Genomic DNA, 24,984 nt, shown 5'->3' on the forward strand with positions numbered 1-24,984 from the left:
AGCGCACGCCATAGAGATAACCGATGAACAGCGCCTTGAACATCAAGGTCGGATCGAGCGGCGGGCGGCCGTTATCAGCACAGTAAAGACCGGCAACCCGATCATGGATGAAGGAAAAGTCGATTACCGCGTCGATCTTGCGAAGCAGGTGATCCTTCGGAACAAGCTGATCGAGCGTCACCATCTCGAGAGCCGTCTGTTCGGGAGCAGGTTTCTTCAACATGACCCAGTGAATCACAAACCCCTGGACGAGGCCAGGGGTTTGTCAGCAGTCTGGGGCCGCCGTCAGGCGGCCTTTTCGTTGAGGGCTACCAGTTCGGCAGCGAGCCTGCGAGCTTCCGCATCGGCGGCAAAGACGTCGTCCATCGTCTTCGCTTCCCCTGACGCGATCATCTTGTCCATCACCGCTTCGGCAATATCGGCCATGGCAAGGAAACCGATCCGCTCTTCGACAAACGCGTGAAACGCAATTTCCTCGGCCGCATTCATGATGGCGCCCTGTAGGCCGCCGCGTTCCAGCGCGGTGCGCGCCAGTCTCAGCGCCGGGAAACGCTCTTCATCCGGCGCCTCGAAGTCGAGGCGCGAGAGCTTGGCGAAATCCAGCCGCTCGACGTTTAGTGTCGGTCGGCGCGGATAGTCGAGCGCGTAACCGATCGCCGTCCGCATATCGGGGCTGCCGAGCTGGGCGATGATCGATCCATCCGTGTAGCCGACCATCGAGTGAATGATCGACTGCGGGTGGACGATCACTTCGATCTGGTCCGGGCGAACGCCGAAGAGATGCTTCGCCTCGATCATCTCCAGCGCCTTGTTGAACATCGAGGCACTTCCGACCGAGATCTTCAGCCCCATCGACCAGTTCGGGTGGGCTCGCGCCGTAGCCGCCGTCACATTCGCCATGTCGGCGCGCGACCAGGTGCGGAACGGACCGCCCGAAGCCGTCAGGATGATCCGTTCGACGGCGTGCCGCTGGTCTTCGTCGAGAGACTGAAAGATCGCGCTGTGTTCGCTGTCGACGGGGATCAGCCGTCCGCCGCCCTTTGCCACTGCATCGACGAACAAGTCGCCGGCCGACACCAGGCATTCCTTGTTGGCGAGCGCGATCGTTGCGCCCTTGCGGGCAGCGGCCAGTGTCGGCGCGAGGCCGGCCGTGCCGACGATGGCGGCCATCACCCAATCCGCCTCGAGGTCGGCGGCCTCCGTCAGGCCTGATACGCCAGCGGCAACCGCAATGCCGCTGCCGGACAGTTCTTCCTTCAGCGAGTGATATTTGCCGTCGCTCGCGGTGACCGCAAGCTTGGCGCCTGACGATTTCGCCTGCTGCGCCAGAAGCTGGACGTTCTCGTTGCCCGTTACGACCGAGATCTCATAGCAGTCCCGCCCGCCCAACTGCTCGACAACGTCGAGCGTATTTTGTCCGATCGAGCCGGTTGAGCCAAAAATACTGAGGCGCCTCGGCGCACTTTCGCCTGCCATCATCGATGATTTCGCCAAAACTCTTGCATTGGCTCTGGCTGTACAGGGGATTGAAATGAGCGGCAAGTGTGCGGCGCAGCAGAAATCCTGCGAATCCGGGAGAGGGCGGCCGCCCTCCCTTGCCATGTCAAAGAGGGTGGTGCGAAACCAATCGGCCAGTTGCTGCGTTTCGTAGTCGAGACAGGAGGAAGGCACATGGTTTTCAAGCAACCGACGTTCTATGGCGAACCCTTCGAACCTGAGACTGGAGCTAACCAGGATGCCGCGCTCGAGGAGGCCGTAGCGAATGCCTTGGCTGTCGCTGGTGGGATTGATGCGGCTGATGTGAAGGTGACGCTTGAAGGTCGTGCGGTCGTGCTAACCGGCATGGTTTCCACGGCAGCCGAGATCGAGCGTGCAACCGCCGTCGCGCGCGCTCTCGCGGGAACGCGGCCCGTGCGCAATGATATCAAGGCAGCGTAGTTATCCCTCAGCCGGCGAAGCGTTCCATCTGGAAGGCTGCGACCCGATCTGTCTTTGGCGTCGTGATCGGGCCTGCCGATTTATAGGTGGTTGCCAGCAACAGGCCGCTGACGACAAGATATGCGAATGCAAGCAACGTCAGTTTCATACGCATGGCGAGCACTCCCTCGTTTTCCGCGAAACGCGGAACGGGTCGGAAAGTTCCGCCTCCGAGCGTCGGAAGAAAATATGGTCCGGCAAGGCTTGCACTGGCTTGCTCGACCCCTCTTGTCGTAAAGAAGATCTGGCCGCTCTCGGCGGCCCAATGTGTTCGGCAAGGGAGGTGCTTATGCGCAAAGCGATCATCGTCTGGGGCGGTTGGAGCGGCCACGAGCCTGAAGCGTGTGCCCACCGCGTCGCGGACCTGTTGCGCGAGGATGGCTTTGCCGTCGAGGTGACCGGCGACCTTGGCATCTTCGGGTCAGCTGCGATCGCGGGCGCCGATCTGCTCGTGCCTGTCATCACCGGCGAGAAAATCGAGAAGGCGCACGCAGACGCGCTGCTGGAGGCTGTACGCGGTGGTCTCGGCCTCGGGGGACATCACGGCGCGCTGGCGACGTCGTTCAAGGAGAGCGCACCGTTCCGGTATGTCTCTGGGGTGACCTGGGTCTCCCATCCCGGCAACATCATCGATTTCCGCGTCAACGTGACCCGTCAGCATGATCCTGTGATGGAGGGGATTCCCGACTTCGACTATCGGTCCGAGCAGTACTACCTCCACTACGATCCGTCGATCGAAATCCTGGCGACGACGCGCTTTTCCGGAGAGTATGATTCGGCCGCCCGCAACGTGACAATGCCCGTTGCCTTCAAGCGCCAGTTCGGACAAGGGCGTGTCTTCTATTCCGCTCTCGGCCATGTCGCGAGCGAGTTCGACCACCCCTATATGCGCCTCATTCTTCGCCGCGGCCTGTCCTGGGCCGCACGGCGCTAAGGCCGAAGACGGGTCGCCGGCAGGGCTAGATGTTCTCCGAGGTATAGATATCGAAAGGCAGGAACGATTGTCCCGGAACCGCGTCGCCCTCTGATCCTATCGAGGCTGTCATCAAGGTGATCAGATCGTTGCAGAGGTTCCTGACGGGCGTCGCGATCGCCATGGTCACCACGTCGTCGGCGAGTGCCGAGCGCGAGTCCGGTGTCAGTTCGTTGACGACGACGACAAGCTTGCCGGCGAGACCTTCTTCGCGAACGGCGGAGATCGCGCCTTCCATGCCGCCGCCGCAGACATAGAAGCCGACGAGATCAGGGTGCTGCTTGAGGAGATTGATGGTGGCTTCGTGCGTTATCTCCGGAGTTTCGAGGTTGATCAGCGTCTCGAGAACCTCGAAATCAGGGGCATTCTCTCGAAAATACGAGCGGAAGCCGATCTCGCGCAGTTCATGTCCATGATAGCGGTGGCTGCCGACGAAGCAGGCGACCTTGCCGGGTTTCTTGGCAGCCTTTGCGATCATCCAGGCGGCCGTGCGGCCGACCTTTCGATTGTTCAGCCCGATATAACCCTGTCGCACGCCACTGGCGAGATCGGACAGAATGGAAAAGGCAGGAATGCCCCTGGCCTTCAGATCTTCAACCTCGGCCGTGACGGCCGGATAGTCCGGACCGACCAATGCGATCGCCTGGTTGCGGCTGGCGAGAAGCTTCAGCTTTTCAATGATCGCAGCAGGCGTGGACGCCGTCGCATATTCGATCTGGGCGGTTATGCGAGACGATGTGTTGGCATGCGCTGCTTGCTCGATTTCCCTGGCGAGCGTTTGGTAGAACGACTGCGTCGGACGCTGCAGAAGAAAGCCCAGCCGATGATGCGGGAGGTCCTGGAATACCCGTTGCCGGAGCAGGCCGACCGCATGGTAGCCGATAGAGGCCGCCGCGTTATAGACCCGCCGTGCCGTCTCCTCCCTAACCCGATGCCGGCCGTTCAGCACACGATCGACCGTCGCGACGCTGACGCCCGAAGCATTCGCCAGATCCTGTATTGTCGGTCGCTTCACCATTCGGTCCTTGCAAGAATCCATCATTGTGATGTGGTCGCAATGATGTCTTTTGATAGAATACATCAAGGCTGCATTGTCGCTTGATGAAAGTCAACATATTCTCGTCTGCATAGGCCGGGAGGGATGGCATGCGGGAGGTTGAGATGGCTGATCAGACGAGGAAGCGCGACTACAGCCTGCTCGGTGAAAGCGGCCGCACAGCCGTTGACATGGGATTGGCCGCCGCCGAGTGGTATCACACCGAGGTTGCGCGCAAGGACATGAAAGCGCTGATGCAGCGCTCCGACGCTCCGGCTATCCGTGACACGATCATCTGGCTGGGCGCAATGATCCTCCTTGGCGGACTTGGCGTCTACTTCTGGGGCTCGTGGCTCTGCGTGCCCTTCTTTCTGGCATATGGGGTGCTTTACGGTTCGGCATCGGATAGCCGCTGGCACGAGTGTGGTCACGGCACGGCCTTCAAGACGCGCTGGATGAACGACGCAGTCTATCAGATCGCCTGCTTCATGATCATGCGCAATCCGGTGACCTGGCGCTGGAGCCATACGCGCCATCATACCGACACTGTCATCGTCGGCCGCGATCCCGAAATTGCGGTGATGCGTCCGCCGGATCTGCTGCGGCTGATCCTGAACTTCTTCGGCATTCTCGATGTCTGGCACGCGATGGTCGACATGATGCGCAATGCCGTCGGCGTCATCGGCGCGGAGGAGAGGACCTTCATCCCCGAGATGGAACAGCCCCGCGCGATCCTTATCGCCCGCATCTGGCTTGCCATCTATGTCGCGACGATCGCTGTTGCGATTGCGATGAGCTCCATCCTGCCGCTGGTGCTGATTGGCCTGCCCAGGCTCTATGGCGCGTGGCATCATGTGCTGACCGGACTCTTGCAGCATGGGGGCCTCGCGGACAATGTCATCGACCATCGTCTGAACAGCCGCACGGTTCACATGAACCCCATCAGCCGCTTCATCTACTGGAACATGAACTATCACGTCGAGCACCACATGTTCCCGATGGTGCCTTACCACGCGCTGCCGCGCCTGCATGCGATGATCAAGCACGACCTGCCGGCGGCAAACCCGTCGATCTGGTCCGGCTATCGCGAGATGCTCCCGGCATTCCTGCGCCAGCTGCGCAATGAGGACTATTTCCTGAAGCGCGAACTGCCGGCGACGGCGCGTCCCTATCGCGAGGAATTCCACGCCGAGCTTGCGCCGGCTGCCCAATAAACAACGCCAAGCATAAGCCTGGGAGGACGAGATGAGCGGAAATTGGATCGAGGTCTGTGCCGTCGAGGACATCGACGAAGAGGACGTGATGCGGTTCGATCACCAGGGCAGGACGTTCGCGGTCTATCGCAGCCCCGACGACGAGTTCTTCGCAACGGACGGGTTGTGCACGCACGAGCAGGTCCATCTGGCCGACGGTCTGGTCATGGACGAGATCATCGAATGTCCCAAGCATAACGGCCGTTTCAACTACAAGACGGGGCAGGCGAAGGGGGCGCCGGTTTGCGTCAACCTCGGCACCTATCCCGTGAAGGTCGAAGACGGTGCTGTCTTCATCTCGATCTGAGGAAGCTGTCATGACCCATTTCGTGATCATCGGGGCAGGGGAATGCGGCGCCCGCGCGGCATTTGCGCTGCGCGAGAAGGGATTTGACGGCGAGATCACGCTGATTGGAAGCGAGGCGCTCGCGCCGTACGAGCGGCCGCCGCTTTCGAAGGCGTCCGACCAAGGGACTGCGGAACCGAAATTCATCGCGGAGCTGGAGAGATATGCCGCAGGCGGCATCAGTCTGCTGACCGGCCTGACGGTTCAGGATCTCGATCCTGAAGCAAAGTCCGTTACGCTTTCCGATGGCCGTACCATTGCCTATGACAAGCTGTTGCTCGCGACCGGCGCCCGTGCGCGGGTGCTTCCTGATATTGCCGAGGACAGCAAGCATATCCGCTCGCTGCGCACCCATGCCGATGCGGTCGCACTTCGCAAGGCAATGGTGCCGGGGAAGCATATCGTGATCATTGGCGGCGGCTTTATCGGCCTGGAGCTTGCCGCGACGGCGCGTGCGCTCGGAACTGCCGTAACGGTCCTCGAGGGCCTGGAACGCGTGCTGAAGCGCGGCGTCCCGGAGGAAGTTGCCGGGGTGATCTGCGAACGGCATTCGCTCGAGGGCGTCGATATCCGTTGCGGGGTGGCGATAACAGGTATTGCGGAAGACGACGAAAGCGCCAAGATCCACCTGGCTGACGGCAACATGATCGGCGCGGATCTCGTGCTTATCGGCATTGGCGCCACTCCCAATACGGAGCTTGCCGCTCGCGCTGGTCTCACAATCGACAACGGCATTGCCGTCGATGAATTCCTGCGCACCTCGGCGCCTGACATCTACGCAGCCGGCGACTGCTGCTCCTTCCCCCTCGCGATCTATGGCGGCCGGCGTGTGCGGCTCGAATCCTGGCGGAATGCCCAAGAGCAGGGCGCACTCGCCGCCGCCAACATGATGGGGCTTGGCACAGCCGTTTCCGCCGTCCCCTGGTTCTGGTCCGACCAGTATGACGTAACGCTGCAGATCGCCGGCCTGGCGGAGGGCGCCGTTCAGCATTTGCGCCGCGACCTCGGCGACGGCGCTTTCATTCTCTTTCATCTCGATGAAGCCGGCAGGCTGCTTGCGGCCAGCGGCATCGGTCGCGGCAACGTGGTCGCGCGCGATATCCGGCTTGCCGAAATGCTGATTGCGGCGCGCGCGCATCCGGATCCGGCAGCGCTTGTCGCAAGCAGCGTCAAACTGAAATCCCTCCTGGCCGCCTGACCGGCTGCCGCATTCTCAAGGTATCGGCGATGGGCAAACAACTGCGACCGACTGTGCATGACCTCCTAGCGATGAAGGGCAAGCGGCAACTCAGCATGCTGCGCGTCGTGTCGCTCGAAGAGGCGGAAGCGGCCGAGGCTGCCGGCATCGACCTAATTTCCGTGCCGCCGGAACTTCTTTTCGATCCGCGGTTCCGCGATGCCGCCCCGGGGCGTTTTGCCATTCCGGGTGGCGAATACGGCCAGAGCGGCGCCACCACCGATGAGATCCTGCGCTCGGCGGTAAAGATGCGGGCGGCCTCGGCCGATGCCATCTATTGCGCCGCCAGCCTGCAGACGATCCGGCGGCTGCGCGACGAGCATATTCCGGTCTGCGGACACACGGGGCTTATCCCGTCGCATGCCACATGGACGGGCGGCTTTCGCGCGGTCGGCAAGACGGCCGAAACGGCGGCTCTTGTCTACAAGCAAGTGAAGGATCTGGAGGCCGCGGGTGCCTTCAGCGCGGAGATCGAGGTCGTGCCGGCCGAGGTAGCGGCAGCGATTTCTGAACGCACCTCCATGCTCATGATCTCCATGGGCGCCGGCAGCGGATGCGACGCCCAGTATCTCTTCTCCGAGGACGTGCTCGGCCTAAACCGCGGGAAATATCCGCGCCATGCCAAGGTCTATCGCAACCTGGCGGCCGAATATGACCGCATCCAGGCTGAACGGATCGCGGCATTCCGCGAATACGCTACCGACATCGCCAGCGGCGCCTATCCGGAGGAACGGCATCGCGTGTCTGTCGATGCGGAGGAGTTGGAAGGTTTTTTGTCACGGCTTTAGGTAGCCGGAGACCAAAAGCGTTTCTCTCCTCATCGCCTGACTACCTCGCTGGCACGTGGAAATGATCGCCGCCAAGTGGGTCGAGAAGGCGCGCGTGACCGCCGGCAAGGCAGATCGCTGTGGCGAACCGTTGTCTCGATTGCGTCAAAGTGCTTGTTGAAGCTGGCGCAGACGTCAACGCCACATGGGTGCGGGGAGATCCGGCTCGTCTGCCGGCCATCATCACGCCCTACCACCTTGCAAGGCGCGACAACCACCCCGAGATCGCAGCCTACCTGTTGGCTCATGGCGTCATTATTCAAAAACCCGAGCCGATTTCCGCCAAGCTGGCCAACGGTGATCCGACAAAGGGCGCGGCGTTCTTTGTCTCCAACTGCGCCACGCGCCATGCAACAAAGGCGCAGAGCGGGGCCACCAGGTGGCCGGAACCTCTGGAAGGTTGTCGGGCGCGACAAGGCATCGGCGAATTTCAACCGCTACTCCCAGACCCTGTTGGCGTGGGAGGGGACCTGGACGTTCGAGGACCTCACATTTTTCTCACCGGTCCAACCCTCACAACCCCAGGCGTAAACATGGAGATTCGTGGAGCGCCTGATGAAACTGATCGACTGAACGTGATCGCATATCTGCGAACGCTCGGCGACGCGGCGGTTCCGTTGCCCTGAACTCAGAGCGGAAGCGTGCAGTCCGACACGGTTACTGAAAATAATGGTGATCCCGACGCGATTCGAACGCGTGACCCTCAGATTAGGAATCTGATGCTCTATCCTGCTGAGCTACGGGACCACTTGAGCGTCATGCATACAAAAGGCTTGGCCGGAAGCCAAGCTCTTTTGCATGTGTAACTGACGTCAGATTTCAGGCGCCGAGGCGCTGTTCGGCGAGCCGCACCCAGTAGGAAATGCCGTGGGCGATGGTTTCGTCGTTGAAATCGTAGGCGGGGTTGTGCAGGCCGGCCGTGTCGCCGTTGCCGATGAAGATGAAGGCGCCGGGACGGGCGTTCAGCATGTAGGAGAAATCCTCGCCGCCCATCATCGGGTCGATCTCCGCATTGACGTTGCCTGCGCCAGCAATCTCGCCGGCGATGCGGACGGCGTGGCCGGTTTCCGTCGCGTGGTTGAAGGTGACGGGATAATTCCGGTTGAAGTCGATATCAACCTCTGCGCCGTGGGCGGCAACGAGGCCGTTGACGACCTGCTTCAGGCGGGTCTCGGCGAGGTTACGCACCTCCTCATTGAGCGTGCGCACGGTGCCGGCGATCGTCGCGTCGTTCGGGATGACGTTGTGGGCGAAGCCCGCGTTGAACTTGGTGACCGAGACGACGACCGAACGCAGCGGATCGACATTGCGGGAGGCAATCAGCTGCAGATTGCTGACGATCTGAGCGCCGATGGCGATCGGGTCGATCGTGCGGTGCGGCTGGGCCGCATGGCCGCCGCGGCCCTTGATGGCGATGGTGAATTCGTCGGTGGCGGCCATGATCGCGCCGCTACGGATTGCAAAGTGCCCGACAGGAAGACCCGGCAGATTGTGCATGCCGTAGACCTCTTCGATGCCGAAGCGCTCCATCATGCCGTCCTTGACCATCAGGTTGCCACCGCCGCCGCCTTCTTCCGCGGGCTGGAAGATGACCGCGATGTTGCCGTTGAAGTTGCGCGTCTCGGCCAGATACTTGGCCGCGCCGAGCAGCATGGCCGTATGGCCGTCGTGACCGCAGGCATGCATCTTGCCAGGTGTCGTGGAAGCCCAGGGCTTGCCGCTGATTTCGGTAAGCGGTAACGCGTCCATGTCGGCGCGCAAACCGATGGTGCGCCCGCCCTCGCCCTTGCCTTTGATCAGACCGACGACGCCGGTCCTGCCGATGCCGGTGACGATCTCGTCGACGCCGAATTCCTTGAGTTTTTCAGCCACGAAGGCGGCGGTGTTCTCGACCGCAAAAAGAAGTTCGGGGCGTGCATGGATATGCCGGCGCCACTCTGTCACCTCGTCTTGAAGTTCGGCGGCTCTGTTCAAAATCGGCATGTCAGCTTCCTGTCGTGAAATCGAAACGGGGACGGGATCGGGTCGCAAGGACACGATGCCGCAGAAATAACTTAATCAAGGCCCTTTGCCATGTCATGGCCATATACGTTAAATAGGGGAAACTTTCGAGACTTCCGGACATCTTTAAGGACGAACCGTGTTGACGCGCCAGAACCGTTTGCTTGCCGCCTTGCGGCCGCTTTCAATCGTAGCTTCCGCAGCCGCCATCGCGCTCTCGGCCTCCGCTCAGGCCTATGCGAATCCGCATATTCTGGTGGATGTGCAGAGCGGCCGCGTGCTGGAGCACGAGGAAGCCTTCCGCAAATGGTATCCGGCTTCGCTCACCAAGCTTATGACCGTCTATACGGTTTTCGACGCGGTTCGCGCCGGCCAGATCAGCCTCGATACCCCCATCGTCATGAGCAAGCGGGCGGCAGCCCAGCCGCCGGCAAAAATGTATTTCAAGCCGGGACAGAAGCTGACGCTCGACAGCGCGCTGAAGATCCTGATGGTCAAGTCGGCAAACGACATTGCGGTTGCCGTTGCCGAGGCCGTCGGCGGCACGCAGGAAGCCTTTGTGCTGAAGATGAACGCCGAGGCGGCGAAGCTCGGCATGACCGACTCGCATTTCGTCAATCCGAACGGCCTGCCCGGCAAGGGCCAGTATACGACGGCGCGCGATCTTGCGGTCCTTTCCGTGGCGCTTCGTCGCGAGTTCCCGCAATACGCCGGATACTTCTCGCTTGAAGGCATCACGACTGGCACCAAGAACGTGCCGAGCATCAACGTGCTGATCGGTCGTTTTGCCGGCGCCGATGGCATGAAAACCGGCTTCATCTGCGCCTCGGGCTTCAACCAGATCGGTTCGGCGACGCGCAACGGCCGCACTTTGATCTCTGTCGTGCTCGGCACAGACAGTCTTGCGGCGCGGGCGGATGCCTCCGCCGACCTGCTGCAAAAGGGCTTCACTTCGCAGTTTGCCGCGCCCGATACGCTCAGTTCATTACGGCCATATGGCCCGGGTCAGGATCAGGTCGCCGATATTACCGCCGATATCTGCAGCGCCAAGGGTGCCAAGGTCCGCAGCGAAACGCGCGACGAAGTGGGCCGCATGAAGGTTCAGTCTCCCTATATCCAGGAAATGGACCACGACCCCAACTTCGTCTTCGCAGGACTGATCCCGGGCCAGAACGAACCGCAGCCGGACAAGTTGGCGACCGCGGATACCGCGGGAACGATTGCCAAGGTCCCGGTTCCGCTGCCACGCCCGACCACTTTCTGAGGCCTCTTTGACATGAGCGCTGCTTCCGATCGGATACCGGTCACCATCCTGACCGGCTTTCTTGGCGCCGGCAAATCCACATTGCTGAACCGGGTCCTCAAGGATCCGGCTATGAAGGACGCCGCCGTGATCATCAACGAATTCGGTGATGTCGGCATCGATCATCTACTGGTGGAAAGCTCGGGCGATGCGATCATCGAACTGTCGGACGGCTGCCTATGCTGCACGGTGCGCGGAGAGCTCGTCGATACCCTCGCAAATCTGATGGACGCGGTACAGACGGGCCGCGTCAAGCCGGTGAAGCGCGTCGTGATCGAGACGACCGGCCTTGCTGATCCGGCACCGGTCATGCAGGCGATCATGGGCAACCCCATCATCGCCACCAATTTCGACCTCGATGGCATCGTGACGGTGGTCGATGCAGTCAACGGCTCGCAGACCCTCGACAATCACGAGGAAGCGGTGAAACAGGCCGCGGTTGCCGATCGGCTGATTCTCTCCAAGCGGACAATGGCTTCGCCAGAAGTGTTGGAAGCACTGGAGGCGCGTCTCGATGCGCTCAATCCGCGTGCCGCATTGATGGATGCCGACAGCGCCGAAGCAGGGCAGGTCAGTGTGCTCGTCAACGGCCTCTACGATCCGACAAACAAGATTGCCGACGTCGGACGCTGGCTGCGGGATGAGGATGCGCATGAGGCGCATCACCAGCATGACCATCATCACCATGGTGCTGACGACCATCACCATCATCATCACGGGAACGATCACCAGGACCCACATGATGTGAACCGCCACGATGCCTCGATCCGGTCCTTCTCGATCGTCGAGGACAAGCCGATCGACCCGATGGCGCTCGACATGTTCATCGATCTCTTGCGTTCGGCGCATGGCGACAAGCTCCTGCGGATGAAGGCGATCGTCGCGGTCTCGGACCGCCCGGATCGGCCGCTGGTGCTTCACGGCGTGCAGAGCATCTTCCATCAGCCATCGCGCCTGCCCGCATGGCCCGACCCTCAGGACAAGCGCACGCGCATGGTGCTGATCACCAAGAATCTGCCGGAAGCCTTCGTCAAGGATCTGTTCGACGCGTTTCTCGGCAAGCCGCGCATCGACACGCCGGATCGCACCGCGCTGCACGACAATCCGCTTGCCGTGCCGGGCATGCGATTTTAATCTATCGCTTGCGGATGAGGAAGCGGTGGCCGCCTTCCGTCGTCTCAGCCTCGATCAGTTCGTGGCCGTCTTCGTTGCAGAAATGAGGGATGTCGATGCCAGCGAGCGGATCTGTCGTTTCGACGCGGATCAGTGAGCCGCTCGGAAGGGAGGACATCTTGCGGCGGGTCTTCAGCACGGGAAGCGGGCACTTTAGCCCGCGTAGGTCATAGAGGAAGGCGCTCACGCCGTCAGTCCCTGCCCCAGAATTTCCAGAACGGCTTCTTCGAGGCGACTTCCACCGGTTCGGGCTGTTGTACCGGCGCGAATGCCAGCGGGCTCGGCGTTGGGATCGGAACCTGAGCCGGAACGGCAGCGGCGACGGCAATTTCCTTTGCTTCGGAGGATGCCGGCGTAGCATTGGGTGCCGCATTTGCGGCAACCGCGGACGCGGTCTTGCTCGCCATCATCTCTTCGAGGTCCGCGACCTTGACCATCTTGCCCGCCTCCAGCGAGGTGCCGGTCGGTGCATAGGCCAGTTCGCGACCCTTTCGCAGCTTAGCGACCACGGCCTTGCGCTCCGCCTCGCTCGGATCGTACCAGGCCATGCCATCATACTTCTTCATGGCCTTGGCGTAGTCGGCATCGTAGGTCTTGCCGTAGGAGGCAAGCGCGGCGGTCAGCGCCGGCGGCGTCGACATTGCCGGGCACTTGCCGGCCGGATTGAACTCGCCATTGTCGGTTGACTGCTGGTTGAAGACGTATTTCTTCTCGCAGAAATTCACCTCGGGAGGACGCTTGGTGACCTCGAAATTGTCGTAGCCGACCTTCAGCATGTTCCAGAACTCGATGTTCGGGTTCAGGCGATGGCGCACCATGTTTTCCGCGGTCATGCGGAAGGGGAAGGCCTGAAGCTGCACTGTCGACTGGCCGCCGGCAAAGGCGTCACGGGCAAAGGCGTAGATCTCCAGTACCTGCTGGTCGGTCATCGAGTAGCAGCCCGACGAAGAGCAGGCGCCGTGAATCATCAGGTTGGTGCCATTGTGGCCGTTCACAGCGTCATAGCGGTTCGGAAAGCCGGTGTTGATCGCGAGGTAGTATTTGGAGTTCGGATTGAGATTGGCGCGCGTCAGGTTGTAGAAGCCTTCCGGGGCCTGCCGGTCGCCCTCTTTTACCTTCGGGCCGAGGCGGCCAGACCAGGCGCAGATCTTGTAGTCGGCGATCTTGTCGAAGCGATTGTCGGTTTTCGCCTTCCAGATCTCCAGCGCGCCTTCTTCCTTGAAGATGCGGATCATGATCGGCGAGTTGCGCTGCATGCTCTTGGCCGACATCTCGGACAGGATGCGTGGCGGCAATGGCTGCTCGACCTTGTTCTTGACGCTGGAAAGATCGACCTGGGCGGTTTCCAATGCATCGTTGCAGCCGGCCAAAGCCAGCGCCATCAGGGAAACATATGCAAAATGACGAATGCGCATTCAAAAAAGCCCATCAACAGTATGCAACCCGGCCCCGGCACGCGGAGCGAATCATAGGCTGACTATGGTTCACAAACTCTTAGCAGCCTATGAAGCGCGCTCGCGTCCCCCGCAAGTAGTAATGTTATTGATAACATTATTGTGGCCAAGGTTTGGCCTCATTCACGGCGCAGCCGCGCGTTTGTGCACTACAAATTGCGGCCCATGTTGAGGAATTTCTGCCGACGCTCGTTGCGAAGCTGCTCGCCGGTGCGGTTGGAAAGCTCGCCCAGAGCTTTGGCAATGACATCACCGGTCGTGGCGATTACGCTGTCCGGATCGCGATGCGCGCCGCCCAGCGGCTCGCTGATGACGCCGTCGATGATGCCGAGCGCCTTCAGGTCCTCGGACGTGATCTTCATGTTGGTGGCGGCTTCCTTGGCGCGAGCGGAATCGCGCCAGAGGATCGAGGCTGCACCTTCCGGCGAGATGACGCTGTAGATCGCATGCTCCAGCATGTAGACGCGGTTGCCGGTGGCGATCGCGATCGCGCCGCCCGAGCCGCCTTCGCCGATGACGACGGAAACGATCGGTACCTTCACAGAGAGACACATTTCCGTCGAGCGGGCGATGGCTTCGGCCTGGCCACGCTCTTCGGCGCCGACGCCCGGATAGGCGCCTGCCGTGTCGACGAGCGTGATAACAGGAAGGCCGAAGCGGTCAGCCATCTCGAGAACGCGGATCGCCTTGCGATAGCCTTCGGGGCGGGCGCTGCCGAAATTGTGCTTCAGGCGGCTCTTCGTGTCGTTGCCCTTTTCCTGGCCGAGAACGGCGACGGGCTGGCCGCGGAAGCGGGCAAGGCCTGCCTGGATTGCGGCATCTTCGGAGAACTTGCGGTCGCCGGCAAGCGGCGTGAATTCCTGAAACAGCGTCTTGGCATAGTCGACGAAATGCGGTCGCTGCGGATGGCGCGCAACCTGCGTCTTCTGCCAGGCGTTGAGCTTCGAGTAGATGTCGACCATCGCTTCGCGAACGCGAACTTCGAGCCTGCCGATTTCATCTGACGTGTCGATGCTCTCGTCTTCCGTGGCGAGCTTCTTCAGTTCGATGATCTTGCCTTCGAGGTCGGAGATCGGCTTTTCGAAGTCGAGATAGTTGTGCATGAGGTGCGTTTCCGTTCCTTTGCCGGGGCTAGTTTGATGAGCTCGCCCTTTGTCGCCGGTCCTATTCCTGCTTTTTGGCCTGTTTGGCAAGGGGGTGGTGCGTTTGGACCAGTTGTTGAAGCCGTTCCTCCAACACATGCGTATAGATTTGCGTGGTTGAAATGTCCGAGTGGCCGAGCAGTTCCTGAACAACGCGAAGATCCGCGCCGTTGGCGAGAAGATGACTTGCAAATGCATGCCGCATGACATGCGGCGAGATCATAGATGGGGTAAGACCTGCCCGGATCGCAAGATTTTTCAAATCACGCGCGAAAACCTGACGCGGCAGATAGCCCTCCTTGGACGCTGCGGGAAACAGCCAAGGGCTTTCCTGCGGCACTTTGGCGGCGTCGTTTTCAGCGGCGAGCATACGGCCGTAGAGCTTGAGCGCCACGATCGCCGACTGCGATAGCGGCACAAGCCGTTCCTTGTTGCCCTTGCCGCGGATCATCAGGAAGCGTCCGTCCTGGTCGAGCACGCGGGCCGGAAGCGAGACGAGTTCGCTGACGCGCATCCCCGTTGCGTAGAGCAGTTCGAGCAGGGCCAGCATGCGAAGGCGCTGCAACTGTCCGGGCGCGGAATCCTGCGCTTCGGTTTCCGCCTGCTCGAGCAACCGGCCAACTTCGTCGACCCCCATCGTTTTCGGCAGAGCCCGGCCTTTCTTCGGCGCATCGAGAACGCCGGTCGGATCGTCGGTGCGCAGACCCTCGGCGTAAAGGAACTTATAAAACTGGCGCATTGCCGCCAGTCGCCGCGCCTGCGAGGAAGGTTTGAAGCCTTGGGCGGCAAGGGAAGACAGGTAGGCCGAAAGATCGGCCGACGCCGCCTCCAGCAGGCGCACTCCCTTGCCGTTCAGGAAACCGTGCAGATCGTCAAGATCCCGCTCATAGGAAGAGAGTGTATTGGCCGCAGCTCCCCGCTCCGCGCTCATCATTTCCAGAAAGGCTTCGACGTGAACCCAGCCGAGATCCTTCATTGTCTCACTTCTTGGACGGGTTAATGGCGCCGGTGGCCGGAGGATTGACCCGCTCGGACGGAAGGCGGATCGTCACGTCGCGCTCCTGTGGCTCGACAAAAGCAACCAATGCCCACATCGTTCCGTATATCGCACCGGCGATGATCGCCAATATGGCGAGAAAACGGAACAGACTCGGCATTCAGCGACTCCATGGCTCTGCTTCTTTATGAAGAAGCATGTTTGCAAGTGCAAGAAGGTGCATTTGGACTATGTTTCCCTTGCCCGCGACTTGACGCTACACCTGCATTTGTCGATACCGTTCGCAAACAAAGTGTGAATGGACCAATGAGCGACCCAGTTCTGACCGTTGCCGAAAGCTTGAAAGACAGGGCTCGTGCTGCGCTCGGTTCTCGTAATCTGATCCTCGTCGGATTGATGGGCGCGGGCAAGTCCTCCGTCGGCCGGATCGTCGCGCATCAGCTCGGCATCCCTTTCGTCGATAGCGACGCCGAGATCGAGAGGGTCTCCCGCATGTCCATCGGTGAGCTCTTCGCCGCCTATGGCGAAGAAGAATTCCGGGCGCTCGAAACCCGCGTCATGAAACGCCTGTTGAAGAATGGTCCGCGGGTGGTCTCCACCGGCGGCGGCGCCTTCATCAACGACCGGACGCGCAAGCATATCAAGAAGGGCGGCGTCTCCGTCTGGCTGAAGGCCGACCTCGACGTTCTCTGGGAGCGGGTCAACAAGCGTGACACGCGGCCGTTGCTCAAGACCGAGAATCCCAAGCAGACCCTCGAAACCTTGATGAATGCGCGTTATCCGATCTACGAGCTCGCCGACCTCACCGTCCTGTCGCGCGATGTGCGCAAGGAACTGATGGCGGAAGAAGTACTCAAAGCCGTGATCGACGCCCGAACCGAAAGTGCAGCCTGATGAATGTTGATGCCTCCGCCTCCGAACGCAAGGTTCACGTACCGCTCGGAGAGCGCGCCTACGATATCCTGATCGGGCCGGGCCTGATCGCACGCGCCGGTACTGAGATCGCCTCGCGCCTGAAGGGCCGCAAGGCGGCTGTCATCACCGACGCACATGTGGCGCCGCTCTATCTGGATGCGCTGGTTCAAAGCCTCGAGGCGGCGGGCATCGCGTCTGCGACCCTCGTGCTTCCGGCGGGCGAGAAGACCAAGAGCTTCGAGCACCTGATGACCGTTTGCGACAAGGTCCTCGAAGCGCGGATCGAGCGCAACGACCACGTGATTGCCCTTGGCGGCGGCGTTATCGGCGACCTCACGGGCTTTGCGGCGGGCATCGTGCGCCGCGGCGTGCGTTTCGTGCAGGTTCCGACCTCGCTGCTGTCGCAGGTCGATTCCTCGGTCGGCGGCAAGACGGGTATCAACAGCCGCCACGGCAAGAACCTGATCGGCGTTTTTCATCAGCCGGATCTGGTGCTCGCCGATACCGATGTCCTGAATTCGCTGAGCGCTCGCGAGTTTCGCGCGGGCTACGCCGAGGTCGCGAAATACGGACTGATCGACAAGCCTGATTTCTTCTCCTGGCTGGAAGCCAACTGGCAGGCAGTCTTTGCCGGCGGTGCCGCGCGCATCGAGGCGATTGCCACCAGCTGTCAGGCAAAGTCGGATGTCGTCGTTGCCGACGAGCGCGAAACTGGACAACGCGCCCTCCTCAATCTCGGCCACACCTTCGGCCACGCGCTGGAGGCTGCGACCGCCTATGACAGCGCTCGCCTCGTTCATGGCGAAGGTGTTTCGATCGGCATGGTTCTGGCGCACGAGTTCTCGGCGCGCATGAACCTGGCAAGCAAGGATGACGCCCGCCGTGTCGAAACCCACCTGAAGGCCGTCGGCCTGCCCACCCGCATGTCGGAAATTCCGGGAGCGCTGCCGCCGGCCGAAATGCTGATGGACACGATTGCCCAGGACAAGAAGGTGAAGGCCGGCAAGCTGACCTTCATCCTGACCCGCGGCATCGGGCAGTCCTTCGTCGCCGATGACGTACCTGCGTCGGAAGTGCTGAGCTTCCTCAAGGAGAAACACCCGCGATGACCCTCGACGGCACGTTGGCATTTCTTTCCGCATACTGGCCGGAAATTGTCTCTATCGTGGCCCTCGTCCTCATGTCGGCGTTCTTCTCCGGCTCGGAGACCGCGCTGACCGCCGTCTCCCGCAGCCGCATCCACACGCTCGAAGCCAACGGCGAGCAACGTGCGGGGATCGTGCGTCAGCTTATCGAACGCCGCGACCGACTGATCGGCGCGCTGCTCATCGGCAACAACCTCGCCAACATCCTGTCCTCGTCGCTGGCGACCAGCCTGTTTCTTGGCGTCTTCGGCAATTCCGGCGTGGCGCTCGCCACCTTGGCGATGACCGTCATCCTGGTCATCTTCGCCGAAGTGCTGCCGAAGAGCTGGGCGATTTCCACCCCCGATCGGTTTGCGCTGAACACGGCTCCTGCAGTCAAGATGTTTGTCGCCGTCGTCGGTCCGGTTTCGTCCTTTGTGAATGCGATCGTTCGCCGGATACTGTCGCTCTTCGGCATCAATCTCTCGCGCGAAGTCTCGATGCTCTCCGCGCACGAGGAACTGCGCGGCGCCGTCGATCTGCTGCATCGCGAAGGATCGGTGGTGAAGGCGGACCGCGACCGTCTGGGCGGCGTCCTTGATCTCGGCGAACTCGAACTCTCCGACATCATGGTCCACCGCACCGCGATGCGGGCGATCAATGCCGACGATCCGCCTGAGGTCGTCGTACGGACAATCCTTGAAAGCCCCTTTACCCGCATGCCGCTCTGGCGTGGCACGACGGATAATATTATTGGCGTTGTTCATGCGAAGGATCTTCTGAGGGCGCTTGCCGAGCCGAATGTCGAGCCGGAGAATCTCGACATTTCGAAGATCGCCCAGAAGCCCTGGTTTGTGCCCGATAGCACCAGTCTCGAGAACCAGCTCAACGCCTTCCTGCGCCGCAAGCAGCACTTTGCCGTCGTCGTGGACGAATATGGCGAGGTGCAGGGCATCGTGACGCTGGAGGACATTCTGGAAGAGATTGTCGGCGATATTTCCGACGAGCACGATATCGAGATGCAGGGCGTGCGCCAGGAGGCCGACGGCTCGATCGTCGTCGACGGAACGGTGCCGATCCGCGATCTCAACCGGGCGCTCGACTGGCACCTGCCGGATGAGGAGGCGACGACGATCGCTGGTCTGGTCATCCACGAATCCATGACCATTCCGGAAGAGCGCCAGGCCTTCACCTTTCATGGGAAGCGCTTCATCGTCATGAAGCGCGAGAAGAACCGTATCACCAGGCTTCGTATCCGCTCGGCCGAGGAGGACGGGGCGAAGCCGGCCTGACCTTCGCCGATCTGGCCGAGGGGGCCGGCGGCACATTTTTGATGGGATTTCACATGCTTGATATTATCTGGCGCTCTGTGATCATCGGTATCGGCGCGACCGCGCTCATGGATATCTGGACCGTGCTCTACGGCGTCACGTCTGGTGGCGGGCTGCCGAATTGGGCGCCGGCCGGGCGCTGGTTCAAGGAAGTGGCCAAGGGCCGCGTCTTTCACGGCGACATCAATGCCGCCGAACCCTATCGGCACGAGCGGGCGCTCGGCTGGATTGGCCATTATGCCGTCGGCATTATCTACGGTCTGCTGCTGGTGCTGATCGTCGGCTCCGCCTGGCTCGATACGCCGACTTTCCTGCCTGCCTGGATCTTCGCCATCGTCACCGTCGGCGCCGGCTGGTTCCTGATGCAGCCGGGCATGGGGCTCGGAGTGGCGGCCTCCAAGACGCCCAATCCGAACAAGGTGCGCGTTCTCAATCTCGTTGCGCATACCTTCTTTTCGCTCGGGCTCTACGGCACGGCGCTTCTCATCCGCTAAGTCTTTGCGGCGCTCTTGGGAGAGCGCCGCCCAGTTCCTATATTCACGCAGCCGCCTACCAGCGCACCGGCTCCCCAGGGGCTGCCGGTTCGACGGCGAGTGCATGCAATCCGGCATCCAGTTCTGGCTTCAGAAGCTCCGTGATCGCACGGTGCCGCGCCAGTCGCGGCATGCCGGCAAACTTGGCGGATACGATGCGCACCCGGATATGGGTCTCGCCGGTGCCCGTCATGTCAGGCTGATGGCCCGCATGAAGATGGCTTTCGTTGATGACGCTGAGGCGCTCCGGCGCGAACGCGGCGGTCAGCTTTTCTTCGATGCGGGTCTGCAGTTTCATGGTCTCGTTGCTTTGCGAAAAAGGTTCCCACCAAGCCAGCAACATTCCGGTTTGTCAATTCTTGTTGTCGCCTCTTCGCAGGCCCATAATTAGCGCCGTCATGAGACTCGATTCCAAATATTTCGACCGCATCCGCACCCGCCGCAAACGCGAGCAGGAAACCGAACAGGCACCCCCTGCCTGTCAGTGGGATGGCTGCGACAAAAAAGGCGTGCATCGCGCTCCCGTCGGACGCAATGCCGAGGGACAGTTCTTCCTGTTCTGCTTCGAGCACGTCAAGGAATACAACAAGGGCTACAACTACTTCTCCGGCCTTTCCGACGGCGAGATTGCGCGCTACCAGAAGGAAGCGATAACAGGGCATCGCCCGACCTGGACGGTCGGCGTCAACAAGGCCGCCAAGAACAGCCCGCTGCACTCCGATATGCGCTCGGGCTCCTACCGGGTGCGCGATCCCTTCGGCTTCGTCAACGGCACGAAGGGGAGCGGCCCGCGCTTTCCCGAGCAGCGCAAGCTGAAAAGCCTGGAAGCCAAGGCCTTCGACACGATGGGGCTTGATGCCAGCGCCACCTCCTCTGAGATCAAGAGCCGCTACAAGGAACTGGTCAAGAAGCACCATCCCGACGCCAATGGCGGCGACCGCGGCTCGGAGGAACGCTTCCGCGCCGTCATCCAGGCCTATCAATTATTGAAGCAGAACGGTTTTTGTTAATTCCCGTCCTTGCTCTTGGTCTTCAATCAGGTATGGTCCCAAATCGGCTGAGGCCGCAGGCAACCGCGGCATAAGTTTCTGCGTTTGTCCCACAGGCGCCTCGGCCACTTCCGGGCGCGGCGTTTCTTGTCCGGGACTTTGTTCAAGAATGCTCGCTAGCGGTAGATTATCGCCCCCGAGGTTTCGTTTCAGTCCCGGAGAAGCATCGCCGACGTTCCGACATGAACGAGCGCGGGGTAAACTGCGGCGTCATGGTTGCGAAATGGGCTGAGACAGTATGGTCGGGTGTCGGGCACCCGCCTTGGAGACATGATGAGCAAGATTGACCTTGATATTTCGGAGCTTCCGGACACCACCGTTTCGGTCAGGGAGGTCTTTGGTATCGATTCCGACATTCGCGTGCCGGCCTACAGCCAGGGCAGCGCCTATGTTCCGGACCTCGACCCCGACTATCTCTTCGACCGCGAGACGACGCTCGCCATTCTTGCCGGCTTCGCCCATAACCGACGCGTGATGATTTCAGGCTATCACGGCACGGGTAAGTCCTCGCACATCGAACAGGTCGCCGCCCGCCTCAACTGGCCCTGCGTGCGTATCAACCTCGACAGCCATGTCAGCCGTATCGACCTCGTCGGCAAGGACGCAATCGTGCTCAAGGACGGCCTGCAGGTCACCGAATTCAAGGACGGCATCCTGCCCTGGGCATACCAGCACAATGTCGCGCTCGTCTTTGACGAATACGATGCCGGCCGCCCTGACGTCATGTTCGTCATCCAGCGCGTGCTGGAATCGTCCGGCCGCCTGACGCTGCTCGACCAGAGCCGTGTCATCCGTCCTCACCCGGCCTTCCGCCTGTTTGCGACGGCAAACACGATTGGTCTTGGTGACACGACCGGCCTCTATCACGGCACGCAGCAGATCAACCAGGCGCAGATGGACCGCTGGTCGATCGTCACCACACTGAACTACCTGCCGCACGACCATGAAGTGAACATCGTCGCTTCAAAGGTGAAGAGCTTCGGGAAGAACAAGGAAGGTCGCGATCTTGTCTCCAAGATGGTGCGCGTCGCCGATCTGACCCGCGCTTCCTTCATGAACGGTGACCTGTCGACCGTCATGAGCCCGCGTACGGTTATCACCTGGGCCGAGAATGCCGAGATTTTCGGTGACATCGCCTTCGCTTTCCGCACCACCTTCCTCAACAAGTGCGACGAGCTGGAGCGTCCGTTGGTTGCCGAGCATTACCAGCGCGCCTTCGGCGTCGAGCTGAAGGAAAGCGCTGCCAACATCGTCCTGGAGGCCTAAGGCCGACCGATCATGGCTGCTCGCGGTGACAATTCGAAAGCAAAGCCCGGCTCGCCTGTCGACGTCGAGCCGTTGCGCCGGGCGATAACCGGCAGTGTGCGCGCGATCGCCGGCGACGGCGACGTCGAGGTGACCTTCGCCAATGAACGTCCTGGAATGACGGCCGAAAGGATCCGTCTGCCGGAGCTTTCCAAGCGCCCGACCATGCGTGAGCTGGCGATTACGCGCGGTCTCGGCGACTCGATGGCGCTGCGGCTCGCATGCCACGACGACAAGGTTCATGCGACGATGGCCCCGCAAGGCTCCGACGCGCGGGCAATCTTCGACGCCGTCGAGCAGGCGCGCGTGGAATCGATCGGTGCGCTGCGGATGGAAGGCGTGGCCACGAATCTCCGGACGATGACCGACGAGAAATACTCCAAGGCGAATTTCTCCGGCATCGAGCGGCAGGAAGACGCGCCGATCGGCGAAGCGATGGCCATGATGGTGCGTGAGAAGCTGACGGGCGAGAAGCCGCCAGCCTCCGCCGGCAAAGTGCTCGATCTCTGGCGCTCGTTCATCGAGGAGAAGGCTGGGTCCGACCTCGACGACCTTCCCTCCGTCATCGGCGACCAGCAGGCCTTTTCCAAGGTGATCCGCCACATGCTCTCCGCCATGGAAATGGCGGAAGAATACGGTGACGACGACAGTCAGCCAGAGTCCGACGATGATTCGGAGCAGGAAGACCAGCCGAACGGCGACGAGCAGGATCAGGACGAGGTCGATGACGATGCGGGTTCGGATGCCGCGCCCGTAGAGGACAGCGAGGTCGCCGACGAGCAGATGGAGGACGGCGAGACCGAAGGCGCCGAGATCTCCGACGACGACATGCAGGAAGAAGGCGAGGAAGATTCCGAGACGCCGGGCGAGACCCGCCGTCCGAACACGCCCTTCGACGACTTCAACGAGAAGGTGGACTACCACGTCTTCACCGAGGAGTTCGATGAGACGATTACCGCCGAAGAGCTTTGCGACGCGGCCGAGCTCGAGCGCCTGCGGGCCTTCCTCGACAAGCAGCTTGCGCACCTGCAGGGCGCGGTCGGTCGACTGGCCAACCGCCTGCAACGCCGCCTGATGGCGCAGCAGAACCGTTCCTGGGATTTCGATCTCGAGGAAGGCTATCTCGACCCGGCACGCCTAACGCGCATGATCATCGACCCGATGCAGGCGCTCTCCTTCAAGATGGAGCGCGACACGCAGTTCCGCGATACGGTGGTGACGCTTCTGATCGACAACTCGGGCTCGATGCGCGGCCGTCCGATCACGGTTGCCGCCACCTGCGCCGATATCCTGGCCCGCACGCTGGAGCGTTGCGGCGTCAAGGTCGAGATCCTGGGCTTCACGACGAAGGCCTGGAAGGGCGGACAGGCGCGCGAGAAGTGGCTTGCCAGCGGCAAGCCGCAGACGCCGGGCCGTCTCAACGATCTGCGGCATATCATCTACAAGTCGGCCGACGCGCCCTGGCGTCGCGCGCGGCCCAATCTCGGCCTGATGATGCGCGAAGGGTTGCTCAAGGAGAACATCGACGGCGAAGCGCTTATGTGGGCGCATAACCGCCTGATCGGCCGCCGTGAGCAGCGCAAGATCCTGATGATGATCTCCGACGGTGCGCCGGTGGATGACTCGACGCTGTCGGTCAATCCGGGCAACTACCTGGAGCGACATCTGCGCGCCGTCATCGACCGGATTGAGACGCGCTCACCGGTAGAGCTGCTTGCAATCGGCATCGGCCATGACGTGACGCGCTATTACAGGCGCGCCGTAACGATCGTCGATGCTGACGAGCTGGCCGGTGCCATGACCGAGCAGCTTGCGTCGCTGTTTGAAGATAAGACCGCCCAGCCGCGGGGCGGTCGCCTCCGCCGCGCCGGTTAACCGCGAAAGGACGCTTTCTGGATGCTCCGGAAGCCCTTCGCCAGCCTGATGTCAATTGCTTTCGGGCTGGCGGCTCTCATGTCGGCGGCGCTTGCCGAGGGCGACGTCGAGGTCCGCAGTCGCGTCATCACCGAATTCAAGATCGGCTCCGATGAGATCAAGTTCGGCTCGCTCGAGTTTCTCGGCGGGCTGGAAATGGTCTCGCCGCAGCGACTGTTCGGCTCTCTGTCGTCGATCCGGTTTCGATCGGACAAGACGCATTTCGTCGGCGTGCTGGACACCGGTCACTGGATGACGGGCCATATCGAACGCGATCCGCAGGGACGCCTGTCGGGTCTCGCCGAAGTCGCCATCACGCCGATGAAGAACCGCCTGGGGCGCAGCTTCGAAGGCAAGGGGTATATGGATGCCGAGGGCCTGACGCTGCATGGCGACCGGATCCTCGTTTCCTTCGAGCAGGATCATCGCGTCGATGTCTATCCCGATCCGGGTTTCGAGACATCGCGTGCGATCGATGCCCTTCCGATTCCCTTTCCCAAGAAATCGCTGCGGGGGAATCGCGGCTTCGAGACGATCGCCGTTGCGCCCGTCGACAGCGTTCTGAAAGGGGGCACATTGATCGTCGCGGAACGCAGCCTGGATGCCGACGGGAATGCCTATGCAGCGATCTTGGACGGGCCGCAGAAGGGACGCCTGTCGCTCGCTCACTATGGCGATTTCGACGCGACGGACGGAGCCTTCCTGCCGAATGGTGATCTCCTGCTCCTGGAGCGCCGTTTCAACATGGCCGAAGGTATCGGAATGCGCATTCGCCGCATCAAGGCGGCCGACATCCGCCCGGGCGTCGTCATGGACGGAGAGATATTGCTGGAGGGCGACTTCAGCTACCAGATCGACAATATGGAAGGTCTGGATGCCTTCGCAGCCGAAGACGGCACCACGCATGTGGTGATCGTCTCCGATGACAATCACTCCATCCTGCAGCGAAATCTGATGCTGGAGTTCCGGTTGGTGGAACCGCGAGCCGGCGACACGGCTCGCTTACAGAATTGAAACCTGGCATCAGTCGCCGATCACTGGAAGCAGCGTAACCGCAAAATAGCCAATCGTTCAGCGAGTTTCCGTGTGCTCGA

At 61.4% G+C, this 24,984-nt stretch carries 28 protein-coding genes and 1 tRNA gene; 17 read left to right on the plus strand and 12 right to left on the minus strand.

Going from position 1 to position 24,984, the window contains the following annotated elements:
• Window positions 1-223: transposase (locus RHIBUN_RS34050; RefSeq protein WP_198021180.1), on the minus strand; the 223-nt coding region annotated here is incomplete at its 3' end.
• A gap of 62 nt (window positions 224-285) precedes the next feature.
• On the minus strand, window positions 286-1,479 hold the full coding sequence (gene dxr, locus RHIBUN_RS0126320; protein ID WP_025661855.1) for a 1-deoxy-D-xylulose-5-phosphate reductoisomerase: 1,194 nt from the start codon (window positions 1,477-1,479) through the stop codon (window positions 286-288).
• Between the two features lie 192 nt (window positions 1,480-1,671).
• Here dxr and RHIBUN_RS0126325 point away from each other — a divergent pair, with 192 nt between their 5' ends.
• The gene (locus RHIBUN_RS0126325) at window positions 1,672-1,938 is read left to right on the plus strand and encodes a BON domain-containing protein (RefSeq protein ID WP_025661856.1); all 267 of its coding nucleotides are present in this window, start codon (window positions 1,672-1,674) and stop codon (window positions 1,936-1,938) included.
• A 7-nt stretch (window positions 1,939-1,945) separates the two neighbouring features.
• On the opposite strand, the gene RHIBUN_RS36970 is transcribed toward RHIBUN_RS0126325, so the two are convergent.
• On the minus strand, window positions 1,946-2,092 hold the full coding sequence (locus tag RHIBUN_RS36970; protein ID WP_167354926.1) for a hypothetical protein: 147 nt from the start codon (window positions 2,090-2,092) through the stop codon (window positions 1,946-1,948).
• Window positions 2,093-2,266: 174 nt separating this feature from the next.
• On the opposite strand from RHIBUN_RS36970, the gene RHIBUN_RS0126335 reads away from it, so the two are divergent.
• On the plus strand, window positions 2,267-2,911 hold the full coding sequence (locus RHIBUN_RS0126335) for a ThuA domain-containing protein (protein ID WP_025661857.1): 645 nt from the start codon (window positions 2,267-2,269) through the stop codon (window positions 2,909-2,911).
• Window positions 2,912-2,936: 25 nt separating this feature from the next.
• Here RHIBUN_RS0126335 and RHIBUN_RS0126340 read toward each other — a convergent pair whose 3' ends face one another.
• On the minus strand, window positions 2,937-3,968 hold the full coding sequence (locus RHIBUN_RS0126340) for a LacI family DNA-binding transcriptional regulator (protein ID WP_084659828.1): 1,032 nt from the start codon (window positions 3,966-3,968) through the stop codon (window positions 2,937-2,939).
• 143 nt (window positions 3,969-4,111) lie between these two features.
• On the opposite strand from RHIBUN_RS0126340, the gene RHIBUN_RS0126345 reads away from it, so the two are divergent.
• From RHIBUN_RS0126345 to RHIBUN_RS34055, 5 genes are all read left to right on the plus strand, one after another.
• Window positions 4,112-5,200: a fatty acid desaturase family protein gene (locus RHIBUN_RS0126345; protein ID WP_025661859.1), complete on the plus strand. Its 1,089-nt coding sequence runs from the start codon at window positions 4,112-4,114 to the stop codon at window positions 5,198-5,200.
• Window positions 5,201-5,231: 31 nt separating this feature from the next.
• The gene (locus RHIBUN_RS0126350) at window positions 5,232-5,546 is read left to right on the plus strand and encodes a MocE family 2Fe-2S type ferredoxin (protein WP_018857747.1); all 315 of its coding nucleotides are present in this window, start codon (window positions 5,232-5,234) and stop codon (window positions 5,544-5,546) included.
• 10 nt (window positions 5,547-5,556) lie between these two features.
• Window positions 5,557-6,783 carry an FAD-dependent oxidoreductase gene (locus tag RHIBUN_RS0126355; RefSeq protein ID WP_025661860.1) on the plus strand — a complete coding sequence of 409 codons (1,227 nt, stop codon included), beginning with the start codon at window positions 5,557-5,559 and terminating at the stop codon, window positions 6,781-6,783.
• Window positions 6,784-6,812: 29 nt separating this feature from the next.
• On the plus strand, window positions 6,813-7,610 hold the full coding sequence (locus tag RHIBUN_RS0126360) for a 3-methyl-2-oxobutanoate hydroxymethyltransferase (RefSeq protein WP_025661861.1): 798 nt from the start codon (window positions 6,813-6,815) through the stop codon (window positions 7,608-7,610).
• A 119-nt stretch (window positions 7,611-7,729) separates the two neighbouring features.
• Window positions 7,730-8,275: a hypothetical protein gene (locus tag RHIBUN_RS34055; RefSeq protein ID WP_051420103.1), complete on the plus strand. Its 546-nt coding sequence runs from the start codon at window positions 7,730-7,732 to the stop codon at window positions 8,273-8,275.
• A gap of 44 nt (window positions 8,276-8,319) precedes the next feature.
• Here RHIBUN_RS34055 and RHIBUN_RS0126370 read toward each other — a convergent pair.
• Both RHIBUN_RS0126370 and RHIBUN_RS0126375 read right to left on the minus strand, forming a co-directional pair.
• Window positions 8,320-8,396, minus strand: a tRNA-Arg gene (locus tag RHIBUN_RS0126370).
• A gap of 72 nt (window positions 8,397-8,468) precedes the next feature.
• Entirely contained in the window at window positions 8,469-9,632 is a 1,164-nt protein-coding gene (locus RHIBUN_RS0126375) for a M20 aminoacylase family protein (RefSeq protein WP_018857751.1), read from the minus strand.
• A 157-nt stretch (window positions 9,633-9,789) separates the two neighbouring features.
• On the opposite strand from RHIBUN_RS0126375, the gene RHIBUN_RS0126380 reads away from it, so the two are divergent.
• Together RHIBUN_RS0126380 and RHIBUN_RS0126385 are read left to right on the plus strand one after the other, a co-directional pair.
• The gene (locus RHIBUN_RS0126380; protein WP_025661862.1) at window positions 9,790-10,914 is read left to right on the plus strand and encodes a D-alanyl-D-alanine carboxypeptidase family protein; all 1,125 of its coding nucleotides are present in this window, start codon (window positions 9,790-9,792) and stop codon (window positions 10,912-10,914) included.
• Between the two features lie 12 nt (window positions 10,915-10,926).
• Entirely contained in the window at window positions 10,927-12,087 is a 1,161-nt protein-coding gene (locus RHIBUN_RS0126385; protein ID WP_025661863.1) for a GTP-binding protein, read from the plus strand.
• Between the two features lies 1 nt (window position 12,088).
• Here the strand turns inward: RHIBUN_RS0126385 and RHIBUN_RS0126390 are convergent, their stop codons facing one another.
• The 5 genes from RHIBUN_RS0126390 to RHIBUN_RS36975 all read right to left on the minus strand — a co-directional run bounded on the left by RHIBUN_RS0126390 (window position 12,089) and on the right by RHIBUN_RS36975 (window position 15,879).
• Complete coding sequence (locus tag RHIBUN_RS0126390) at window positions 12,089-12,313, minus strand: sulfurtransferase TusA family protein (protein WP_025661864.1); 225 nt, start codon at window positions 12,311-12,313, stop codon at window positions 12,089-12,091.
• Between the two features lie 4 nt (window positions 12,314-12,317).
• Window positions 12,318-13,541, minus strand: a complete 1,224-nt coding sequence (locus RHIBUN_RS0126395) for a murein L,D-transpeptidase family protein (RefSeq protein ID WP_018857755.1) — start codon at window positions 13,539-13,541, stop codon at window positions 12,318-12,320.
• 188 nt (window positions 13,542-13,729) lie between these two features.
• On the minus strand, window positions 13,730-14,683 hold the full coding sequence (locus RHIBUN_RS0126400) for an acetyl-CoA carboxylase carboxyltransferase subunit alpha (protein ID WP_018857756.1): 954 nt from the start codon (window positions 14,681-14,683) through the stop codon (window positions 13,730-13,732).
• A 61-nt stretch (window positions 14,684-14,744) separates the two neighbouring features.
• Complete coding sequence (xerD, locus tag RHIBUN_RS0126405) at window positions 14,745-15,698, minus strand: site-specific tyrosine recombinase XerD (protein WP_025661865.1); 954 nt, start codon at window positions 15,696-15,698, stop codon at window positions 14,745-14,747.
• A 4-nt stretch (window positions 15,699-15,702) separates the two neighbouring features.
• Window positions 15,703-15,879, minus strand: coding sequence for a hypothetical protein (locus RHIBUN_RS36975; RefSeq protein ID WP_018857758.1), 177 nt, complete (start codon window positions 15,877-15,879; stop codon window positions 15,703-15,705).
• Window positions 15,880-16,025: 146 nt separating this feature from the next.
• Between RHIBUN_RS36975 and RHIBUN_RS0126415 the strand changes: the two genes are divergently transcribed.
• Genes RHIBUN_RS0126415 through RHIBUN_RS0126430 form a run of 4 tightly spaced genes read left to right on the plus strand, consistent with a single transcriptional unit; the run spans window position 16,026 to window position 19,583 of the window.
• Window positions 16,026-16,613, plus strand: a complete 588-nt coding sequence (locus RHIBUN_RS0126415; RefSeq protein ID WP_025661866.1) for a shikimate kinase — start codon at window positions 16,026-16,028, stop codon at window positions 16,611-16,613.
• Window positions 16,613-17,743 (plus strand): 3-dehydroquinate synthase, encoded by a 1,131-nt coding sequence (gene aroB, locus RHIBUN_RS0126420; protein ID WP_025661867.1) that lies wholly within the window; start codon window positions 16,613-16,615, stop codon window positions 17,741-17,743. The genes RHIBUN_RS0126415 and aroB overlap by 1 nt, the downstream gene beginning before the upstream one ends.
• A complete protein-coding gene (locus RHIBUN_RS0126425; RefSeq protein WP_025661868.1) occupies window positions 17,740-19,050 on the plus strand; it encodes an HlyC/CorC family transporter in 1,311 nt (436 codons plus the stop codon). The genes aroB and RHIBUN_RS0126425 overlap by 4 nt, the downstream gene beginning before the upstream one ends.
• Before the next feature lie 53 nt (window positions 19,051-19,103).
• Window positions 19,104-19,583, plus strand: coding sequence for a DUF2938 domain-containing protein (locus RHIBUN_RS0126430; protein WP_025661869.1), 480 nt, complete (start codon window positions 19,104-19,106; stop codon window positions 19,581-19,583).
• Window positions 19,584-19,638: 55 nt separating this feature from the next.
• On the opposite strand, the gene RHIBUN_RS0126435 is transcribed toward RHIBUN_RS0126430, so the two are convergent.
• Window positions 19,639-19,920: a BolA family protein gene (locus RHIBUN_RS0126435; protein ID WP_025661870.1), complete on the minus strand. Its 282-nt coding sequence runs from the start codon at window positions 19,918-19,920 to the stop codon at window positions 19,639-19,641.
• A 100-nt stretch (window positions 19,921-20,020) separates the two neighbouring features.
• Here RHIBUN_RS0126435 and RHIBUN_RS0126440 point away from each other — a divergent pair, with 100 nt between their 5' ends.
• The 4 genes from RHIBUN_RS0126440 (at window position 20,021) to RHIBUN_RS0126455 (ending at window position 24,904) form a co-directional block, all read left to right on the plus strand.
• Window positions 20,021-20,632 (plus strand): J domain-containing protein, encoded by a 612-nt coding sequence (locus RHIBUN_RS0126440; protein WP_018857764.1) that lies wholly within the window; start codon window positions 20,021-20,023, stop codon window positions 20,630-20,632.
• 312 nt (window positions 20,633-20,944) lie between these two features.
• The gene (cobS, locus tag RHIBUN_RS0126445; protein ID WP_018857765.1) at window positions 20,945-21,937 is read left to right on the plus strand and encodes a cobaltochelatase subunit CobS; all 993 of its coding nucleotides are present in this window, start codon (window positions 20,945-20,947) and stop codon (window positions 21,935-21,937) included.
• Window positions 21,938-21,949: 12 nt separating this feature from the next.
• Window positions 21,950-23,851, plus strand: coding sequence for a cobaltochelatase subunit CobT (cobT, locus tag RHIBUN_RS0126450; RefSeq protein ID WP_025661871.1), 1,902 nt, complete (start codon window positions 21,950-21,952; stop codon window positions 23,849-23,851).
• A 21-nt stretch (window positions 23,852-23,872) separates the two neighbouring features.
• Complete coding sequence (locus RHIBUN_RS0126455) at window positions 23,873-24,904, plus strand: esterase-like activity of phytase family protein (protein ID WP_025661872.1); 1,032 nt, start codon at window positions 23,873-23,875, stop codon at window positions 24,902-24,904.
• Window positions 24,905-24,984: the final 80 nt, after the last annotated feature.

The organism is Rhizobium sp. IBUN (assembly GCF_000510625.1).
Lineage (GTDB): Bacteria > Pseudomonadota > Alphaproteobacteria > Rhizobiales > Rhizobiaceae > Rhizobium > Rhizobium altiplani.

Bases quoted from the DNA above. Each gene is read 5' to 3' on its own strand.
- RHIBUN_RS0126325 (WP_025661856.1), top strand. From the start codon at position 1,672: ATGGTTTTCAAGCAACCGACGTTCTATGGCGAACCCTTCGAACCTGAG.
- RHIBUN_RS0126360 (WP_025661861.1), top strand. From the start codon at position 6,813: ATGGGCAAACAACTGCGACCGACTGTGCATGACCTCCTAGCGATGAAG.
- RHIBUN_RS36970 (WP_167354926.1), bottom strand. From the start codon at position 2,092: ATGCGTATGAAACTGACGTTGCTTGCATTCGCATATCTTGTCGTCAGC.
- RHIBUN_RS0126350 (WP_018857747.1), top strand. From the start codon at position 5,232: ATGAGCGGAAATTGGATCGAGGTCTGTGCCGTCGAGGACATCGACGAA.
- RHIBUN_RS0126355 (WP_025661860.1), top strand. From the start codon at position 5,557: ATGACCCATTTCGTGATCATCGGGGCAGGGGAATGCGGCGCCCGCGCG.
- RHIBUN_RS0126345 (WP_025661859.1), top strand. From the start codon at position 4,112: ATGGCTGATCAGACGAGGAAGCGCGACTACAGCCTGCTCGGTGAAAGC.
- RHIBUN_RS36975 (WP_018857758.1), bottom strand. From the start codon at position 15,879: ATGCCGAGTCTGTTCCGTTTTCTCGCCATATTGGCGATCATCGCCGGT.
- RHIBUN_RS0126400 (WP_018857756.1), bottom strand. From the start codon at position 14,683: ATGCACAACTATCTCGACTTCGAAAAGCCGATCTCCGACCTCGAAGGC.
- RHIBUN_RS0126425 (WP_025661868.1), top strand. From the start codon at position 17,740: ATGACCCTCGACGGCACGTTGGCATTTCTTTCCGCATACTGGCCGGAA.
- RHIBUN_RS0126455 (WP_025661872.1), top strand. From the start codon at position 23,873: ATGCTCCGGAAGCCCTTCGCCAGCCTGATGTCAATTGCTTTCGGGCTG.
- RHIBUN_RS0126395 (WP_018857755.1), bottom strand. From the start codon at position 13,541: ATGCGCATTCGTCATTTTGCATATGTTTCCCTGATGGCGCTGGCTTTG.
- aroB (WP_025661867.1), top strand. From the start codon at position 16,613: ATGAATGTTGATGCCTCCGCCTCCGAACGCAAGGTTCACGTACCGCTC.
- cobT (WP_025661871.1), top strand. From the start codon at position 21,950: ATGGCTGCTCGCGGTGACAATTCGAAAGCAAAGCCCGGCTCGCCTGTC.
- RHIBUN_RS0126340 (WP_084659828.1), bottom strand. From the start codon at position 3,968: ATGGTGAAGCGACCGACAATACAGGATCTGGCGAATGCTTCGGGCGTC.
- RHIBUN_RS0126375 (WP_018857751.1), bottom strand. From the start codon at position 9,632: ATGCCGATTTTGAACAGAGCCGCCGAACTTCAAGACGAGGTGACAGAG.
- RHIBUN_RS0126385 (WP_025661863.1), top strand. From the start codon at position 10,927: ATGAGCGCTGCTTCCGATCGGATACCGGTCACCATCCTGACCGGCTTT.
- cobS (WP_018857765.1), top strand. From the start codon at position 20,945: ATGAGCAAGATTGACCTTGATATTTCGGAGCTTCCGGACACCACCGTT.
- RHIBUN_RS0126415 (WP_025661866.1), top strand. From the start codon at position 16,026: ATGAGCGACCCAGTTCTGACCGTTGCCGAAAGCTTGAAAGACAGGGCT.
- RHIBUN_RS0126435 (WP_025661870.1), bottom strand. From the start codon at position 19,920: ATGAAACTGCAGACCCGCATCGAAGAAAAGCTGACCGCCGCGTTCGCG.
- RHIBUN_RS0126440 (WP_018857764.1), top strand. From the start codon at position 20,021: ATGAGACTCGATTCCAAATATTTCGACCGCATCCGCACCCGCCGCAAA.
- dxr (WP_025661855.1), bottom strand. From the start codon at position 1,479: ATGATGGCAGGCGAAAGTGCGCCGAGGCGCCTCAGTATTTTTGGCTCA.
- xerD (WP_025661865.1), bottom strand. From the start codon at position 15,698: ATGAAGGATCTCGGCTGGGTTCACGTCGAAGCCTTTCTGGAAATGATG.
- RHIBUN_RS0126335 (WP_025661857.1), top strand. From the start codon at position 2,267: ATGCGCAAAGCGATCATCGTCTGGGGCGGTTGGAGCGGCCACGAGCCT.
- RHIBUN_RS0126430 (WP_025661869.1), top strand. From the start codon at position 19,104: ATGCTTGATATTATCTGGCGCTCTGTGATCATCGGTATCGGCGCGACC.